The following is a 16,665-nucleotide window of genomic DNA, read 5'->3' as shown; positions in this document are numbered from 1 at the left end:
TTTGTTATTTTCATAACTTCTGACTATTTTCTCTATTCGGTTGTTAATGTCCTTATTTATTTTGTCTTGCGAGTTGTCCTCGCTACAAGAAATATAATATCACAACTTTTAGTTTATGTCAACAATAAATTTTGTTTTTTATAAAATTAATTCTCCATCTAATTATTATATTAAATGGAGAATCAATTTAAACGGGAATTTAATTTATGAAAAATACTTTTTTAGCTTCTTATAATATATGAGACGACACATATGTTTAAAAAGTTTTAATTTATTTTAATTTTTTATATAAAAAATTATAAATAAAAAAAACTGTAGTTTCCTACAGTTTTAATTTTATATTTTAACAATTAGAACTTATAGTTCCAACCCATTCCAAACTCTCCATAGTAATCATTTTCAGATTGATCTTTTACATCTGTAATTTCATACACATAGTAAGCTGTGAAATCTAAATCTTGAGAGTAAGCATATGTAGCATCTACCGCATATCTTTGGTATTTTCCAAACTCATATACTGTATCTGTTCCTGTATTTACTTCTCCTGATTTATTATCTTTATGTAGTCCTAATCTAAACTGTGCTCCAGTTGATAATTTTCCATAGTTAAATAGTGGGAAATATGCTCTTAATTGATGAGTTGTTCCTTCTGGTCTGCTATCAAAAGCCGTTCCATCAGCTATTACTCTATCATTTGATCCAACTTTAGACGAGTATCCAAAGAAATATCCTAAAGTTAATGGTCCGAATTTCATGTTTAAAGGCATTGTCTCAAATGCATACCCATCTCTTGAATCTTCTGCCCCATTGTATGAATTATAGAATGTATCAGCCCATCCAGAGAACATTCCATAAGAGTAGTTACCTCTTAAGTAATATCTGTCAAAATCAGCATTTCCAGAGTAAAATCTTACTCTTGTTCCTAATGCATATTTAAATTCTTGATCTTGGTTGAATTTTCTCCAAGCATCTAACTGTACTCTTCCACCAGTATTGCTAAGTCCCTCGCTTGTATCTACTTGCCAGTTTTTATATGCTTGAACACCGAATGTCCAATCATCCCCATATGCTAATCCTAAATCTTGAGCGAAATAGAATAAGCCTATATCTCCATCATCCGATCCAGAAGAATTATCTACCTCTATCCATTGACCAAATCTTGTTACTCTAAAATTTGGAGCTGCAGCTTCCACTACTACTACCTCTTCAACAACTGGCTCAGCTACTACCATTACTTCTTTCGAAACTTCAACTGGTGCAGCTATTACTTCTTTAGCTTGAGCTGTTGCTCCAACTAATAATAAAGAACCTAATAAAAGTGCTAACTTTTTCATATAAATTCCCTCCGCTTTATTATTTAATCTTTTTGAAATTATTTCTAGTTAAATAGAAACAATTTCACCCGTTACATAATTTATACAACATTTTCTCGAATTTGTAAAATTTTTTTTATTTTTCTGTTCTGTTATAATATATATAATGCATTTTTAATCTCATTTTAAAAAAATACAAACATTTATAAAAAAATAAATATTTATTTCACAATATAAAATAAATAAAATTCAAAAATAAAAAAAAGCACAGATTAAATCTGTGCTTAATAAAGATTTTCTTAGAATGCGTAATTCCATCCTAATCCAAACTCTCCATAATATTTATATTTGTTTGCTGTTGGTGCTTTATTTTCTTTTTTAGTTATTTGATATAAATAGTAAGTTGAGAAACTTAAGTTTTGTGTATATTGGTAATCTAAAGCAACTTGTAATCTGTTCATTTGAGCAAATTTATAATCTTCAGTTTCCTTAGTTTTGTTTTCTTTATGTAATCCAAATCTATATTCTCCAGTTGCTGTTAAGTTTCCTTCTTTAAATATAGGGAAGTATGCTCTTAACTGATGCTCAGTCGTATTTATATTAATCCCTTTATTAGCTAAAGTTCCCGATCCTACACCATATGCTCCTTCAAAATAATAACCCATAGTTACTGGTCCTACAGTTACATTTAAAGGCATTGTTTCAAATTTATATGCATTTTGGCTTCCTTCATTTGCTACATATCTTGCATCAGCATATCCACTATACAGTCCTGCAGAATATTTAGTTCTTAAATAGAATGAATCCGATGATTCTTCTTGTCTCCATCTTGCTCCTAAAGCATAAGTTGATCCAGCTTCTGTAGAGAAGTTTCTCCAAGCATCTAAATCTATTCTTGATCCTGTTGTTCCAAATCCTGAATCTGTATCAGCATCCCATGATTTTCTAGCCATTACAGCAAATTTCCAGTTTTCAGTTGCTAATCCAATTTTATTTCCTAGCATCATTGTTCCAACGTTTCCGTCAGTTCCACCTGCATTATTATCTATTTCTATATATTGACCAACATTTGTTACTCTTAAAGTTGGTTGGTTTTGTGCTACTACTGACACATCTTCAACTACTACTGGTTGAACAATAGTTGTATCTTCTACTACTATTGGAGTTGGTACTGCTATAATTTCTTTCGCTTGAGTTACTGTTCCTACTACTAATAAAGAACCTAAAATAAGTGCTAACTTTTTCATATGAATTCCTCCAGATTTTCTTTTTTGAAATCTTATAGATTTCTTTTCCCGTTACATAGTTTATACACTATTTTTTAAATTTTGTAAATAATTTCTCAATCTTTTTTTGATTTTAAAGATATTTTTTTCACTTTTTTATCTATTTGTAAGATAATCTGTCTTTTTATAGTTCACTTTTTCAATATAAAGTATTAGTTTTTTAATATGAAACTATATATTTTATATATAGTTTATACAAAAAATATTTAAGAAATAAAAAAAAGCAGATACAATGTATCTGCTTCCAAATAGTTTTGAAGAACACAATTATCTCTTTGAGAATTGTGGAGATCTTCTTGCTTTTCTTTTTCCGTATTTCTTTCTCTCAACCATTCTTGAGTCTCTAGTTAAGAATCCAGCTTCTCTTAAAGCCAATTTTAAAGTTTCGTCAGCTTCTACTAACGCTCTTGATAATCCGTGTCTGATTGCACCGGCTTGACCAGCGTTTCCTCCACCAATTACGTTGATTTTAACTTCAAATTTATCTAAAGTTTCAGTTAAAGCTAATGGTTGCTCAACGATTTTAGAAAGTAATTCTCTTCCACCGAAATAGTCAGCCATAGTTTTTCCGTTTATTTCAATTCCTTGTCCACCAGGGATAAGTCTTACTCTTGCTACTGAAGTTTTTCTTCTTCCAGTTCCTCTATATTGAATCATTTCTGCCACAGTTAATCCCTCCTATTAAAATTCTACCTTTACTGGTTTTTGTGCAGTATGAGCATGTTCAGCTCCAACAAATATTCTTAATCTTGTTAACTGCTCTCTTCCTAATCTGTTCTTTGGAAGCATTCTCTTAACAGCTAGCATTAAAGCTTCTTTAGGATTCTTTGCAAGAATCTCTTCTAATCTTCTCTCTTTTAATCCACCTGGGAATCCTGAGTGGCTGTAGTAAACTTTATCTGTTAATTTCTTTCCAGTTACAGCAATATTTTCAATATTTGTAACAACTACGAAGTCTCCTCCGTCAATGTGTGGAGTGTAAGAAACTTTATCTTTACCCATTAATTTTTTAGCTATTTCAGCAGCTAATCTTCCTAAAATTTTACCTTCTGCGTCATAGTGAACGAATTCTCTAACAACGTCTTCTTTTCTTTGCATTGCAGTGTACTTTTTCACGTTTTTTTCCTCCTCGAAAATGGTTATATTTATCTAATATAACGAACGGCGTCCTTTGTGGGAAAGGCTTTATTATACCCATTTATTATATAGACTTTTTCTTATTTTGTCAATGATTAATTTACTTGATATTGTTATTATTTTTTAAAGATTCCCAATGGTTTTCCAAGTGGTAAGAACTCTCTTCCAAAAGTTTTATTTAAAACATTTGCAGCTGACCCATAGAATGAAGCTAATGCAATTAAGAACTCAGATGTTGCCGCTAAGTTATGCATAAAATGAGGTGCTATTCCAAACGTCATCCCTGATAAACCAATAAATAATAAATCTATTAATATAAAGATTACTAATAAAGTTTTATTTGTTTCAATTGCTCCAATTGTCATATATAAACTAAAAATTAAATAACCTAAGAAAACGAACCCATATGCTTTTGGATCTGCTGCTGCTTTCATTCCTTCTCCAAAAACTCCAAGTTGGATCATCCAACTCATTCCCATACCAAACCAGAAAAACGCATATCCTCCAAAAGCTGTTGTTCCAAATACATTGTTATGTTTAATATCGTTTAAACAAGCAATTAATTGTACAAAGGCTCCTAAGAATATTGCCCAAGGCACTACTAAAGATACTCCACTGACTATTCCAAATTTATTAGCTGAAGCTACAAATGTCACTATTGCAAGACCTAATAATCCTAATGCTGAAGGGTCTGCTACCTCAATTTTAACATGATTGTTTTGATTCATTTTTTATAAATACTCCTTAATATTTTTTTTACACGCAGAGAATATTTTAACCTTTTCGTAAAATTTTGTCAATATTTAGTTCATTATATTTATTTTTTATATTGTTTATATTTCAGATCTAACATTTTCTAATTATAAATCTCTCTATATTTATTTTTTAAATATTCAATATAGTACTTAGAATTTAAATCTTCTCCGCAAATATTTATAATTATTTCTTTTGGTGTTTTTAACTTCCCATATTTATGTATTTTTTCACCTAACCACTCTTTTATTTTAATTAGCTCTCCTCTTTCTAAAGCCCCTTCAACATTTATATCCTTTTTCATAGCTTCATAAATTTGTACCGAGTAAACATTTCCTAAAGCATATGATGGAAAATATCCAATTAATCCACAAGACCAGTGTACATCTTGTAAAACACCCTCAACATCATCTTTAGGTTCTACCCCTAAATATTCCATCATTTTCTCATTCCATATTTGTGGTAACTCATCTACATTATATTTTCCATTCATAATTCCTTTTTCTATCTCATATCTCACCATTATATGTAAAGAATAAGTTAACTCATCTGCTTCTACTCTTATTAAACTTTTTTCCACTTGATTTATACCTTTATATACCTCTTTTACAGATAATTTTTTTAAGTTAGGATAATAATTTTCAACCTTATCTTTTATTCCACTCCAAAACTCCTCACTTCTTCCTATTATATTTTCATAAAATCTAGATTGAGATTCATGTATTCCCATAGACGATCCATCAGCAAGTATTGTCTCTTCTAATACATTTTCTACACCCTGTTCATATATCCCATGTCCACCTTCATGGATACTACTATAAAGTGATGAAAATGGAAGCTCTTCAATATATTTTGTTGTTAGTCTAACATCATTTCTATTAACAGTTAAGGTAAAAGGATGAGTACTTTCTGATATTATTCCTCTTTGAAAATCAAAACCTAAATATTTCAGTATAAATTTAGATAATTCTTTTTGTTTCTCTTTAGACTCTTGAAACTTTATTTTCCCTTGAAAATCTCTTTTTTGTAATTCTATCTCTTTTAATAGAGGAACAATTTCGTTTTTTAACTCTTCAAAAAATTTATCTAATTTCTCTATATTCATTCCTTTTTCATAATCACATAACAATTGAGAATAAACGTCTTCATCTTTTCCTCTATATTTTATAAATTTTTTATTATATTCAAAAATTTCTTTTAGAACTGGAGCAAAAATTTTAAAATCTTTCTTTTCTCTTGCGTGTTCCCAAATCCCTTGAGCTTTTGCTGTCAATTCAGAATATAATCTATATTCGTCTGAAGGTATCACTTTAATTTTTTCAATATCCTCTATTAGTATCTCCACTTCTTTTCTCTCTATCTCATCTAAACTTTCTTTTTCTTTATAAAGATTTTCTACTAATTTAATAAACTCTTTATTTGTAGTTAGTTCATAACTTTTAAGACTTAAATCACCTATCATTTTGGAAATTAATTCATATCCACCCTTTGGAGCTTGTGTTTCTAAATCCCACTGTAATAAAGCTAACATTGAATCTAGCATTTTTTTCTCTTTTATTTTTTCTCTAAAAATAGACACTTTATCTCTCATATATAAACCTCCTACTTTTTCTTAGATTATAATTAATTTCTACTTTATATACAAGCAAATTCTCAACTATTGATAATTTTTAGAAAATGCTGTAAACTTATAAATAATAATATAAAATTTAAATATAGTATAAAGGAGTTCTTATGAAAAGAAGTATATCAGGTATTCAACCTAGTGGTATTTTACATTTAGGTAATTACTTTGGAGCAATGAAACAATTTATTGATAATCAAGCTCATTATGAAGGTTTCTACTTTGTAGCAGATTATCACTCTTTAACTTCTCTTACTGATCCAAAAACTTTAAGAGAAAATTCTTATAACATAGTTTTAGACTATTTAGCTTTGGGATTAGATCCTAAAAAATCAACAATTTTTTTACAATCTGAGGTTCCTGAACATACTGAACTTACTTGGTTACTTTCTAATATAACTCCTGTTGGTTTATTAGAAAGAGGTCACTCATACAAAGATAAAACTTCAAAAGGTTTTAGTGCTAATACTGGTCTTTTAACATATCCAGTTTTAATGGCTGCTGATATTTTAATGTATGACGCTGATATCGTTCCTGTTGGAAAAGATCAAAAACAACATCTTGAAATGGCAAGAGATATTGCTATTAAATTTAATCAGCAATATAATGTCGAATTATTTAGACTTCCAGAACCACAAATTTTAGAAAATTTAGCTGTTGTTCCTGGAACTGATGGACAAAAAATGAGTAAATCATATGGAAACACTATTAATATGTTTGCATCTAAAAAAGAATTGAAAAAACAAGTCATGAGTATTGTAACTGATTCTACTCCTTTAGAGGAACCTAAGGATCCAAATAACAATATAGTTAAATTATATGAACTTTTTGCTACAAAAGAGGAAATTCAGGAAATGAAGGATAAATTTATAGCTGGAAATTATGGATATGGTCATGCTAAAAATGAACTTTTAAATGCTATTTTAGAATACTTTAAAGAGGCTAGAGAGAGAAGAGAGGAGCTTGTTAACAATATGGATCTTGTTCACTCTATTTTAGAAGAAGGTTCTAAGAAAGCTAGAGCTATTGCCATTGAAAAGATAAAAGCAGCCAAAGTTGCTGTTGGACTAGCAGGAAATATTTATAAATAAAAAAAGACAGGCTTCCTGTCTTTTTATTTTATATTTATGGCGCACCCGAGAGGAATCGAACCCCTAACCCCTTGATCCGTAGTCAAGTGCTCTATCCAATTGAGCCACGAGTGCATTTTTTTTATAAAAAAAAGGTAGCTAATCTACCTTAAAGTTCTTAATGGCGGTGAAGGTGAGATTTGAACTCACGGTACGGGGTTAACCGTACTCTCCCTTAGCAGGGGAGTGCATTAGGCCACTCTGCCACTTCACCGTATTTTATGGCGGAAGACCAGAGACTCGAACTCTGAAGTCTTACGACGCCGGTTTTCAAGACCGGTTCCTTACCAATTAGGATAGCCTTCCTACAAGTAAGATAGTATCACATTTTTTTTTTGATGTCAAACATTTTTTTTGATTTTTTTTAAAACTGGAGCTACTTAAAAGTAGCTCCAATTAATTATTCTTCTATTTTAACTTCCTCTTCCACTTTTTCTTCTTCTTTAGGAATCGGATTACCAAACATCCATTCAATTTGTCTTCTTACTCCAGTTAGTTCAAGAATTTGTCCGTCTATTTCTATTCTATCTGTTTCTGGAATTACTAAGAACCCATCTTCTATCTCTTCATCTTTAACTAAACTATGTTGAATTTTAATTGAATTTTCAAAACCAAAAGGTCTAAATTCAGTTTTTACACTTCTTATTAATTCATCATTTTTCACTATTTCTTCTATCATCTCTTCTGTAAACTGTCTTTGTGGAGGATATTCAGCAATAAATAGTGTTTCTGTTTTTAAAAATTTCAAATCTTTATCTTCCTTTTCAAAAATATCTATTGTATATCTTCCTCTATTTTTAATTAAAAACTTATCTATATCTATTATTTTCTTTCCTACACCTAGTGGATCTACCATTGGAGTTAATTCTCCTCTAGATATTAGATCATCTTCTGGTCCATTTAATCTTATTTCAAATGTTGTAGGCTTCATTACTTCTTCAAATGTTAAAACAATTGAAAGTCTCATCATAGGATGTGGAAATATTGGTTGAATAAGGTTATCAAAAGCCCCATAAATATCAACTGCTCCTCCTACTTGCTGACTCATTTGTGCTCCATGTGCAACTATTACATTTTTTATCTTAGCCATTGTTATCCCCCTCTGTGAAAGTATTGTCTTATTTCAACTATAACACAACCCAAGAACTTTGTAAATTTTTTATTTTAAAATTGTAAAGATAAAAATAGTTCCTTTTCCCTCTTTAGAAAGAACATCTATTTGCCCTCCACATTTTTCAATTAATTCCTTTACAATAGCAAGTCCAAGGCCTGTTCCAGCTCTATTACTTGTTCTAGCTTTATCTACTCTATAAAATCTTTCAAATATTTTATTCAATTCTTCTAGAGCCATTCCAAGTCCGTTATCTTTTACACCTATTTTATATTTACTTCTTGTTTCTATTATTGATATCTCTATTTCAGGAATTTTATCTCCTTTATAAATTATGGCATTTTCAACTAAGTTTTTTAAAATAGTTAAAACTTTTTCCAAATCAATTTTTATATTTCCATTTTTATCCAAAAGATTAATATTATATGTTATTTTAGCTCCTGAAGTTTTAATTCTTTCATTTAGTAAAATTGCTAGTTCAGCTTTTAATCTCTCTACAGAAACCTTTTCTATTTTTATAATGTTTGATTTCTCTATTTTAGTTATATTTAAAAAATCTATAATTATATTTTCTAATTTATCTATATTATTTTTAATTGTTTTTATAAATTGACTTTTTAATGGTTCTGGAGCATCTTCTAATGCTATAACATATCCTTTTATATTTGTTAACGGTGTTTTTAATTCATGACTAACATTACTTATAAAAGTTTTTTGAACTTCTAAAACTCCTTTTGTTTGAGTAATATCTTTTATAGACAAAAGATATCTTTTGTCTTCTTCTAAATATTTAATACATATATAAAAATATCTTTTTACTCTTGATAAATATAACTCTGTTTTAAAACTTTTTTTATTTTTTAATATTTTTTTTAAAAGCTCTATTATCTCTATATCCTTTATTAATTCTAAATAATTATCCTTATCAATCTCAAATAAATAACTTAATTTTGAATTTTTTATTATTAATTTTAAATTTTCATCAAATAATAACAATGATGAATCTATTGATTCTATTATTTGATTAAGAGTTCTTTTATCTCTATTTAATTTTTCTATATTTTCTAAATTTTTTCTTTGCCACTTTTGAACAATTCTCCAAAAACTTAAAATCCATGGATCTTTTTCAAAGGAAAGAGCACTCCCACTCTCTTTTTCTTTTAAAAAATTTTCAATAACCTCTATTTTTTTATATAGATCTCTTTTTAAAAAATTTTTATAGAAAAAATGAATACTTATATTTAAAAATGTAAAAAATAAAATTTCAACTAACAGTATTATCCTTATAATAGTAATAACTGGACTATAATTTTTAGAAACTCTTATTACTACATTTTCCCCCTCCTTATTTATCCTTTTTACAGCATAATAAGCAGTCGTTTTTTTTGAAATAGTACTTTTCCTTATAAAAAATCCTTGTCCATTGTCTATTGCAACTTGTACCTCTTCTCTTGAACCATGGTTTTCTAACAATGATTCCTTATTAAATCTAGTAGAATCATATACTACATCTCCATTTAAATTAATTATATTAAACCTTATATCTGACCCTTTAAATATTTGCTGATAATCATCTTTTTTATATTCTTTTATTAAGTTAGATATTATAAATACATTCTCTTTTAATGTACTTTTTACTTCAACTTTAGATAAAGAGGATAAGTAACCTATATTAAGGGAAACAAAAAAGATCTCTATTAAAATTATAAATAATAATGTCATTATCTCTTTTCTTCTAATCTGTATCCCACTCCTTTCACTGTTTTTATACATTCAAATAAAAATGGAATTTTTTCTCTTAACTTAGAAATATAAACATCCACTGTTCTATCCCCAGTATAGTAACTACTTCCCCATACTCTATCTAATATTTTTTCTCTCGTAACAACAATATCTTTATTTTTAACTAAAAGTAAAAGAAGGTCATACTCCTTTTTAGATAATTCTACCTCTATACCTTTATTTGTCACTAAGTGTTTATCTTCGTCTATTTCTAAATCTAAAAATCTATTATTTTTCTTTTTTACTTTTTCCTGTTTCCCTAAAAGTTTTTTTCCTCTTAAAAGTAGCTCTCTTGGATCAAATGGTTTTTTCATATAATCATCTGCACCAATTTCAAGTCCATGTAAAACATCCTCTACCTCTGTTTTTGCTGTTAACATAATTATATAAGGTGTTCCATACTCATCTTCCATATCTTTTACTATCTTTGTAAAATTAATACCATCTAAATTTGGAAGCATTAAATCAAGTATTATTAAATCATGCTTCTCTTTCTTTAAATACTTTAAACCCTCTAATCCATCTGAAGCAACAGTTACTTTATATCCCTCTTTAGTAAAATAATAATTTATTAATGCCTGTATTTCCAGATCATCTTCCACTATTAAAACTTTCATTTATAGCTCCTTTTTCCTTTTATTATAGCACAAATAAAAAAAGGTATCATCATTTAAGATACCTTTTTTTATCTACTTTACAGGTACAAAACCTTCAGATTTTACAATCTCTTGTCCAGCTGGTGATAATGCATATTTTACTAAGCTATTTACTGTTTTGTTATCTGTTTCTTTTACATACCAATATATCTCTCTTGCTATTGGATAACTTTTATTTCCTACATTTTTTATAGTTGGAGCTATATTATCTACTGTTAAACTTTTTATCTTATTATCTACATATCCCATTCCTATATACCCAATAGCATTTTTATTGCTTAATACCTCTTGCTTAATAGCTTCATTTGATGGCATATATAATACACCTTTTCCATATTCTGCTGTTTTCATTGTATTCTTATCTCTAACAATATGATCTTTAAAAAACTCATGAGTTCCTGAAGATGAATCTCTTGATAAAACAATAATTTGTCCATCTTCTCCACCTAACTCTTTCCAGTTAGTTATTTCACCTCTAAAAATTTTACCTAAAGTTTCATGAGATAAATTTGACAGTTTATTATTCTTATTTACAATTACTGTTATTCCGTCAAAACCAATTACTACTTCATTTAGTTTTTCTCCTCTTTTTTTAGCCTCTTGAATCTCTTTTTCTTTAATATTTCTAGAAGCCATTCCTATATCTGCTGTTCCATTTATTAATGATGAAATTCCTACTCCTGATCCTCCACCTGTTACTGCTATTCTAGCATTTGAATGATTTACCATATATTCTTCTACTATATATTGTGATGCATTTACTATTGTATCTGATCCTTTAACTTGAATTATTCTTGAAGCAAATGACATTGTTGACAATCCTAACATACCTATTAAACTTAATAATATAAATTTTTTCATTTATTCCTCCCCTTATTTTTATTTTCTAAAACAAGTATAACCTATTCTTGTTAATTTCATTTTAAACAAATGTAAAAGAGGTGTTAATTTTATTTTACCTATAATTTACACTCTTTTAATCTTACTTTAACAACTTTAAGTTATTATATCTATAGAAGATTTTAGGAGGGTTATATGTTAAAAATTAGACACTTAAAAGATATCTTTATGAAAAGGTTACTTTCATCTATAGGTATCTTTAATATTATAATTGTTATTCTTATATTTTTATTTATTTTAACAAACAGTTTATCTTTCTTTAAAGAGTATCCTGTTTCAAAATTTCTTTTTAGTAGTGAGTGGATATCTCTATCTGGTAAATATGGAATACTACCTCTTCTTGTAGGTTCTTTCTGGGTTACCCTTGTAGCACTTGGAATATCTGTTCCTGTTGGAATCATAACTACAATTTATCTATCAGAATATGCTAGTAAAAAAAGAAAGAAATTCTTTAAAATTATTATTGAAACTATGTCTGCTCTCCCATCAGTTGTTCTTGGGTACTTAGGACTTTATCTGCTTTCAAATTTTATTAAAGATATCTTTAATTTAAATAGTGGATTAAACGCTTTAACTGGTGGAATTATGCTTTCTTTCATGGCTATTCCAACAATTGTAAGTTTATCTGATGATGCTTTAAATGCTCTTGATTCATCTTATAGAGAAGCTTCTTTATCTTTAGGAGCAAATAAACTTGAAACTATCTTTAAAATTCTACTTCCTGCTGCTTTTCCTGGAATATTTGCTGGAATTATGCTTGGATTTGGAAGAATAATTGGAGAAACTATGACAGTTTTAATGATTACTGGTAACTCTCCTATTATGGCAACTTCGCCCTTATCATCAGTTAGAACTTTAACAGCTACTATAGCTTCTGAAATGGGAGAGGTTGTTCAAGGAAGTCAACATTATCATGCTCTATTTGCAATAGCTTTAGTTCTTTTTATAATAAGTTTTATTACTAATAGTATTGCTGATAAATATATTAGAAAATCTAGAAAGATTATGAATAAATAGGAGGATTATTTTGAGTATTTTAAAAGGAAAAAGTGGAAAAACAATAGAATTATTGATAAAAAGTATTGGAATACTGTCTACAGTTCCTATCTTTATAATTCTTGCATATATTATATGGAAAGGAGTTCCTGCTATTAGTTGGAATTTTTTAACAGAGATACCTAGAAGAGGTATGAGAGCTGGTGGAATTTTCCCTGCTATTATTGGAACTCTTTATTTAACTCTTGGAACAATCTTAGTTTCTGTTCCTTTTGGTGTTTTTACAGGCGTTTATTTAGTTGAATATGCAAAAGATAACTTTATTACTAGAATTATTAATCTTACAATAGTTAACCTCGCTGGAATACCTAGTATCATATACGGACTATTTGGAATGTCACTATTTGTTATGTATTTCAAACTTGGAGTTTCAATTTTATCTGGTTCTTTAACTCTTGGAATTATGTGTCTCCCAGTTATTATTACAGCTACAAGAGAAGCTCTTCTTGCTGTTCCTAATAGTTTAAGAGAGGCCTCTTTAGCTCTTGGAGCAACAAAGTGGGAAACAATTTCTAAAATTATTTTACCCGCTGCTCTTCCTGGAATATCAACAGGAATAATTTTAAGTATATCTAGAGCTGCTGGAGAAACAGCACCAATTTTATTTACTGCTGCTGCATTCTACTTACCATTTTTACCACAATCAATATTTGATCAAGTAATGGCTCTACCTTATCACCTTTATGTAATATCTACACAAGTTCCTAATATGCCAGAATCAAATATGAACGGAACACTATTTGTACTAGTTTTTATAACAATTGGTTTCAATTTAATTGGAGCTTTTATTAGAAATAAATTTGAAAAATAAAATGGAGGATTATTAATGAATAAAGATGTTAGAATTGCTGTTAAAGATTTTAATTTTTACTACGGAAACTTTAAAGCCTTAAAAAATATAAATATGAATATAATGAAAAATAAAGTAACTGCACTTATAGGTCCTTCTGGATGTGGAAAGTCTACATTTTTAAGATCAATTAACAGAATGAATGATCTTATTGATGATATTAAATATGAAGGAGAAATACTTTTAGATAAGGAAAATATCTTTGATTCTAAATTTGATATAGTTGATCTTAGAAAAAAAGTTGGAATGGTTTTTCAAAAACCAAATCCTTTTCCTAAAACAATATATGAAAATCTTGTCTATGCACCTAAACTTCATGGGGAAAAAGATAAAGCTAAATTAGATGAAATAGTTGAAAATTCTTTAAAAGAAGTCGCTCTTTGGGACGAGGTTAAAGATAAACTTCATCAATCTGCTCTTGGGTTATCTGGTGGACAGCAACAAAGACTTTGTATAGCTAGAGCTATCTCTGTAAATCCTGAAATACTTTTAATGGATGAACCAACTTCAGCCCTTGATCCTATTTCTACATCAAAAATTGAGGATTTAATAATTAAACTAGCAAAAGATTACAGTATTGTCATTGTCACTCATAATATGCAACAAGCTTCTAGAATCTCTGATTACACTGGTTTCTTTTATCAAGGAGTCTTAGAAGAGTTTGATAAAACTTCTACTATCTTTACTACACCAAAGGTAAAGAAAACTGAAGATTATATTACAGGAAAATTTGGATAAAAGGGAGAGAAGTATGAAAAATTTAAATGAATCTTTAAAATCTTTAGATGAACACTACTTAGAAACTTTAAAATATATAAGTAGAAATTTTGAAATTAATTTAGAAATGTTAAGAACAAAAAGATTTAGTTCAACTCTATATGGAGAATCTAAAACTATTGAAGATTTAATAAACGCCTTCGAGGTTAAAATAAAAGAGGATGCTATTGTTACTATTGCAAGATTCCAACCAGCTGCTAAAAATTTAAGAAGACTTGTTATGTTAATTAATAGTGTCCGTGTTCTTGAAAGAATGGGTGATCTTTTAAAAGCTAATCTTTCTCTTATAAAAGATGTTGAAAAAAAATCACCACATCTTATTGAAGCAACATACTCTATTGTTTTACCTGTTGCTTCAAAGATTCAATCACTTTTCCAAATGTATATTGGAGCTTTCATTAATAAAGATATCAACTTACTTTATGATATAATATCTTTAGAAGAAGAAATCGATGAAATAGTTGATGAAAACAACGAGTTTTTCTTAAGTAAAATGAAAGAATCTCCTGACAATATTTTAGGCGGATCTATCTTAATGCTTCTTGATAAAAAATTTGAGAGACTTTCTGATCATATTATCCACCTTGTAACTGATCTTATTTATATTTTAAATGGAGAAAATTTAAGAAAAGTTGAACTTGAAAGCACAAAAAAATGACAGAAATTCTGTCATTTTTAATTTTCTCTATATCCAATATATTCTGCTAATAATATAAAATTTTCTATTTTTTCTTTATCAAAAATATTTAATACTTCTTTAGCTTGGTCTATTGTTGATTTTAATATTTTTTTACTCTCTTCCATTCCAAATAAACTTGGATATGTTGTTTTTTCTAACTCAACATCACTTCCAACAGGCTTCCCTATCTTTTCAAAATCACCTTCTATATCTAGAATATCATCTTTAATTTGAAAAGCAAGACCAATAAGCTCAGCATATTTTGACAGTGCTTTAAACTCATCTTGTGATGATTCACAAATAATAGTTCCAATTTCCACAGGCAATTTTATTAACTTACCAGTTTTATTTGTATGAATATATTTTAAAGTATCAAAAGAAACAAGTTTCTTTTCACTTTCAATATCTATCATTTGTCCACCAATCATTCCATTTACTCCAGAATATCTTGATATTTTCCCAATAATTTTTACAAGTTTATCTGAAGAAACATCTTTAGTTTCATCAGTTACAATGGAAAAAGAGTGTGTTAACAACGCATCTCCTATTAAAATAGCTTCTGCTTCTCCAAATTTCTTATGAGTTGTTAATTTTCCTCTTCTATACTCGTCATTATCTAAAGCTGGTAAATCATCATGTACCAATGAATAAGAATGAATAAGCTCTATCGCCACTGCAGTTGGAAGACCTAATTCTAAACTTTTACCATATAACTCTAATATCATTAGTAATAAAATTGGTCTTAATCTTTTTCCTCCATTTAATACTGAGTACTTCATTCCCTCTGCAATAACTGTGGGGTACTCTAACTTATTTAAATATATCTCTATATTTTTATCTATAAGTTCTCTTTTCTCCCTTAAGTAACTTTTAAGCATTCTTCTCCTCCTCTAGTATAACATTGTTGTTTTCACTACTAACCTTAATAATCTTTCCTTTAGCTTTATTTAAAATATCTGAAGATTTTTTTAATAACTTCATAGCTTTCTCATACTCTTTTATAGAATCCTCTAAAGTTAACTCTCCACTTTCAAGCTTTTCTAGTATCATATCAACTTCATTGACATTATATTCAAAACTATCTTTTTTCATGAAAACCTCCATTTTCTATCTTGTATAGAATGTAACTACTTTTTTACCATATTTTCTTTCATCAGTTTTTCTAAATTCTCCAACTTCATCAGCCATATCTTCAAATAAGTGATGCTCACATATTATAAGTCCATTTTCTGCTAATAAATTTGCCTTAGATATTGATCTCATTACTCTTGCACAAACCTCTTCTTTATAAGGAGGGTCCATAAATATAATGTCAAACTTTTCACCTTTTCTACCAAGAATTTCAACAGCTCTTAAAACTTCATTTTTATAAGCTCTTGATTTCCCATCATATCCTAAATTGTTAATATTTTTTATAATATACTTAAGAGCATCTTGATCTTTTTCTATCATAACAGCTCTTTTAGCTCCTCTACTTAAAGCTTCTAAAGCTATATTCCCTGTTCCACTGAATAAGTCTAAAAATCTACATTCAGGTATATATGGAGCTATTATTGAAAATAATGATTCCTTTATACTATCTTGTGTAGGTCTTGTATCTGTTCCTTTTCT

Annotated in this window: 18 protein-coding genes and 3 tRNA genes; 5 read left to right on the top strand and 16 right to left on the bottom strand. The window is 28.5% G+C overall.

Features of this window, described 5'->3' with window-relative positions; translation table 11 throughout:
- Positions 1–350 precede the first annotated feature (350 nt).
- The 6 genes from Q0V09_RS02475 to Q0V09_RS02450 all read right to left on the bottom strand — a co-directional run bounded on the left by Q0V09_RS02475 (position 351) and on the right by Q0V09_RS02450 (position 6,080).
- On the bottom strand, positions 351–1,334 hold the full coding sequence (locus tag Q0V09_RS02475; RefSeq protein WP_297487013.1) for a hypothetical protein: 984 nt from the start codon (positions 1,332–1,334) through the stop codon (positions 351–353).
- A 278-nt stretch (positions 1,335–1,612) separates the two neighbouring features.
- Positions 1,613–2,560: an OmpG family monomeric porin gene (locus Q0V09_RS02470; protein WP_297487010.1), complete on the bottom strand. Its 948-nt coding sequence runs from the start codon at positions 2,558–2,560 to the stop codon at positions 1,613–1,615.
- A 306-nt stretch (positions 2,561–2,866) separates the two neighbouring features.
- The gene (rpsI, locus tag Q0V09_RS02465; RefSeq protein ID WP_297406472.1) at positions 2,867–3,256 is read right to left on the bottom strand and encodes a 30S ribosomal protein S9; all 390 of its coding nucleotides are present in this window, start codon (positions 3,254–3,256) and stop codon (positions 2,867–2,869) included.
- Between the two features lie 24 nt (positions 3,257–3,280).
- On the bottom strand, positions 3,281–3,715 hold the full coding sequence (gene rplM / locus Q0V09_RS02460; RefSeq protein ID WP_297406468.1) for a 50S ribosomal protein L13: 435 nt from the start codon (positions 3,713–3,715) through the stop codon (positions 3,281–3,283).
- Between the two features lie 137 nt (positions 3,716–3,852).
- Complete coding sequence (locus Q0V09_RS02455; protein ID WP_297406467.1) at positions 3,853–4,464, bottom strand: acetate uptake transporter; 612 nt, start codon at positions 4,462–4,464, stop codon at positions 3,853–3,855.
- 128 nt (positions 4,465–4,592) lie between these two features.
- Positions 4,593–6,080: a carboxypeptidase M32 gene (locus tag Q0V09_RS02450; RefSeq protein WP_297406465.1), complete on the bottom strand. Its 1,488-nt coding sequence runs from the start codon at positions 6,078–6,080 to the stop codon at positions 4,593–4,595.
- Between the two features lie 143 nt (positions 6,081–6,223).
- Here Q0V09_RS02450 and trpS point away from each other — a divergent pair, with 143 nt between their 5' ends.
- Entirely contained in the window at positions 6,224–7,204 is a 981-nt protein-coding gene (gene trpS, locus Q0V09_RS02445; protein ID WP_297406464.1) for a tryptophan--tRNA ligase, read from the top strand.
- Between the two features lie 37 nt (positions 7,205–7,241).
- Here trpS and Q0V09_RS02440 read toward each other — a convergent pair.
- From Q0V09_RS02440 to Q0V09_RS02410, 7 genes are all read right to left on the bottom strand, one after another.
- Positions 7,242–7,318, bottom strand: a tRNA-Arg gene (locus Q0V09_RS02440).
- Between the two features lie 47 nt (positions 7,319–7,365).
- Positions 7,366–7,457, bottom strand: a tRNA-Ser gene (locus tag Q0V09_RS02435).
- An 8-nt stretch (positions 7,458–7,465) separates the two neighbouring features.
- Positions 7,466–7,549: transfer RNA gene (locus Q0V09_RS02430), tRNA-Ser, on the bottom strand.
- A gap of 94 nt (positions 7,550–7,643) precedes the next feature.
- A complete protein-coding gene (locus tag Q0V09_RS02425) occupies positions 7,644–8,333 on the bottom strand; it encodes a hypothetical protein (protein ID WP_297406463.1) in 690 nt (229 codons plus the stop codon).
- Between the two features lie 69 nt (positions 8,334–8,402).
- Positions 8,403–10,076, bottom strand: a complete 1,674-nt coding sequence (locus Q0V09_RS02420; protein WP_297487007.1) for an ATP-binding protein — start codon at positions 10,074–10,076, stop codon at positions 8,403–8,405.
- Positions 10,076–10,753, bottom strand: coding sequence for a response regulator transcription factor (locus tag Q0V09_RS02415; RefSeq protein ID WP_297404544.1), 678 nt, complete (start codon positions 10,751–10,753; stop codon positions 10,076–10,078). Before Q0V09_RS02415 ends, Q0V09_RS02420 begins: the two co-directional genes overlap by 1 nt.
- A gap of 72 nt (positions 10,754–10,825) precedes the next feature.
- Positions 10,826–11,653 carry a phosphate ABC transporter substrate-binding protein gene (locus tag Q0V09_RS02410; protein ID WP_297487003.1) on the bottom strand — a complete coding sequence of 276 codons (828 nt, stop codon included), beginning with the start codon at positions 11,651–11,653 and terminating at the stop codon, positions 10,826–10,828.
- Positions 11,654–11,827: 174 nt separating this feature from the next.
- Here Q0V09_RS02410 and pstC point away from each other — a divergent pair, with 174 nt between their 5' ends.
- From pstC to Q0V09_RS02390, 4 genes are read left to right on the top strand one after another with little or no spacing between them, the layout of a single operon-like run.
- Positions 11,828–12,709 carry a phosphate ABC transporter permease subunit PstC gene (pstC, locus tag Q0V09_RS02405; RefSeq protein ID WP_297404540.1) on the top strand — a complete coding sequence of 294 codons (882 nt, stop codon included), beginning with the start codon at positions 11,828–11,830 and terminating at the stop codon, positions 12,707–12,709.
- A 10-nt stretch (positions 12,710–12,719) separates the two neighbouring features.
- Positions 12,720–13,559: a phosphate ABC transporter permease PstA gene (pstA, locus tag Q0V09_RS02400; RefSeq protein WP_297404539.1), complete on the top strand. Its 840-nt coding sequence runs from the start codon at positions 12,720–12,722 to the stop codon at positions 13,557–13,559.
- A gap of 15 nt (positions 13,560–13,574) precedes the next feature.
- Complete coding sequence (pstB, locus tag Q0V09_RS02395; RefSeq protein ID WP_297404537.1) at positions 13,575–14,336, top strand: phosphate ABC transporter ATP-binding protein PstB; 762 nt, start codon at positions 13,575–13,577, stop codon at positions 14,334–14,336.
- Positions 14,337–14,349: 13 nt separating this feature from the next.
- The gene (locus Q0V09_RS02390) at positions 14,350–15,033 is read left to right on the top strand and encodes a PhoU domain-containing protein (protein ID WP_297404536.1); all 684 of its coding nucleotides are present in this window, start codon (positions 14,350–14,352) and stop codon (positions 15,031–15,033) included.
- A 17-nt stretch (positions 15,034–15,050) separates the two neighbouring features.
- Here the strand turns inward: Q0V09_RS02390 and Q0V09_RS02385 are convergent, their stop codons facing one another.
- The 3 genes from Q0V09_RS02385 to rsmD all read right to left on the bottom strand — a co-directional run.
- Complete coding sequence (locus Q0V09_RS02385; RefSeq protein WP_297404534.1) at positions 15,051–15,932, bottom strand: polyprenyl synthetase family protein; 882 nt, start codon at positions 15,930–15,932, stop codon at positions 15,051–15,053.
- Positions 15,925–16,146 carry an exodeoxyribonuclease VII small subunit gene (gene xseB / locus Q0V09_RS02380; RefSeq protein ID WP_297487000.1) on the bottom strand — a complete coding sequence of 74 codons (222 nt, stop codon included), beginning with the start codon at positions 16,144–16,146 and terminating at the stop codon, positions 15,925–15,927. The genes Q0V09_RS02385 and xseB overlap by 8 nt, the downstream gene beginning before the upstream one ends.
- A 15-nt stretch (positions 16,147–16,161) precedes the next feature.
- Positions 16,162–16,665, bottom strand: a 504-nt coding sequence (rsmD, locus tag Q0V09_RS02375) for a 16S rRNA (guanine(966)-N(2))-methyltransferase RsmD (RefSeq protein WP_297486997.1), incomplete at its 5' end; no start/stop codon positions are given.

Origin of the sequence: uncultured Cetobacterium sp. (assembly GCF_947039425.1) — a bacterium.
Classification (GTDB): domain Bacteria; phylum Fusobacteriota; class Fusobacteriia; order Fusobacteriales; family Fusobacteriaceae; genus Cetobacterium_A.
Note: the sequence above shows the minus strand (reverse complement) of the source record. Positions and strands in the feature narration are given on the sequence as shown.

Coding starts and splice junctions, on each gene's coding strand:
- xseB (WP_297487000.1), bottom strand. CDS start 16,146: ATGAAAAAAGATAGTTTTGAATATAATGTCAATGAAGTTGATATGATA.
- rpsI (WP_297406472.1), bottom strand. CDS start 3,256: ATGATTCAATATAGAGGAACTGGAAGAAGAAAAACTTCAGTAGCAAGA.
- Q0V09_RS02425 (WP_297406463.1), bottom strand. CDS start 8,333: ATGGCTAAGATAAAAAATGTAATAGTTGCACATGGAGCACAAATGAGT.
- pstB (WP_297404537.1), top strand. CDS start 13,575: ATGAATAAAGATGTTAGAATTGCTGTTAAAGATTTTAATTTTTACTAC.
- Q0V09_RS02475 (WP_297487013.1), bottom strand. CDS start 1,334: ATGAAAAAGTTAGCACTTTTATTAGGTTCTTTATTATTAGTTGGAGCA.
- Q0V09_RS02410 (WP_297487003.1), bottom strand. CDS start 11,653: ATGAAAAAATTTATATTATTAAGTTTAATAGGTATGTTAGGATTGTCA.
- Q0V09_RS02420 (WP_297487007.1), bottom strand. CDS start 10,076: ATGACATTATTATTTATAATTTTAATAGAGATCTTTTTTGTTTCCCTT.
- Q0V09_RS02450 (WP_297406465.1), bottom strand. CDS start 6,080: ATGAGAGATAAAGTGTCTATTTTTAGAGAAAAAATAAAAGAGAAAAAA.
- Q0V09_RS02455 (WP_297406467.1), bottom strand. CDS start 4,464: ATGAATCAAAACAATCATGTTAAAATTGAGGTAGCAGACCCTTCAGCA.
- Q0V09_RS02385 (WP_297404534.1), bottom strand. CDS start 15,932: ATGCTTAAAAGTTACTTAAGGGAGAAAAGAGAACTTATAGATAAAAAT.
- Q0V09_RS02390 (WP_297404536.1), top strand. CDS start 14,350: ATGAAAAATTTAAATGAATCTTTAAAATCTTTAGATGAACACTACTTA.
- Q0V09_RS02415 (WP_297404544.1), bottom strand. CDS start 10,753: ATGAAAGTTTTAATAGTGGAAGATGATCTGGAAATACAGGCATTAATA.
- trpS (WP_297406464.1), top strand. CDS start 6,224: ATGAAAAGAAGTATATCAGGTATTCAACCTAGTGGTATTTTACATTTA.
- pstC (WP_297404540.1), top strand. CDS start 11,828: ATGTTAAAAATTAGACACTTAAAAGATATCTTTATGAAAAGGTTACTT.
- Q0V09_RS02470 (WP_297487010.1), bottom strand. CDS start 2,560: ATGAAAAAGTTAGCACTTATTTTAGGTTCTTTATTAGTAGTAGGAACA.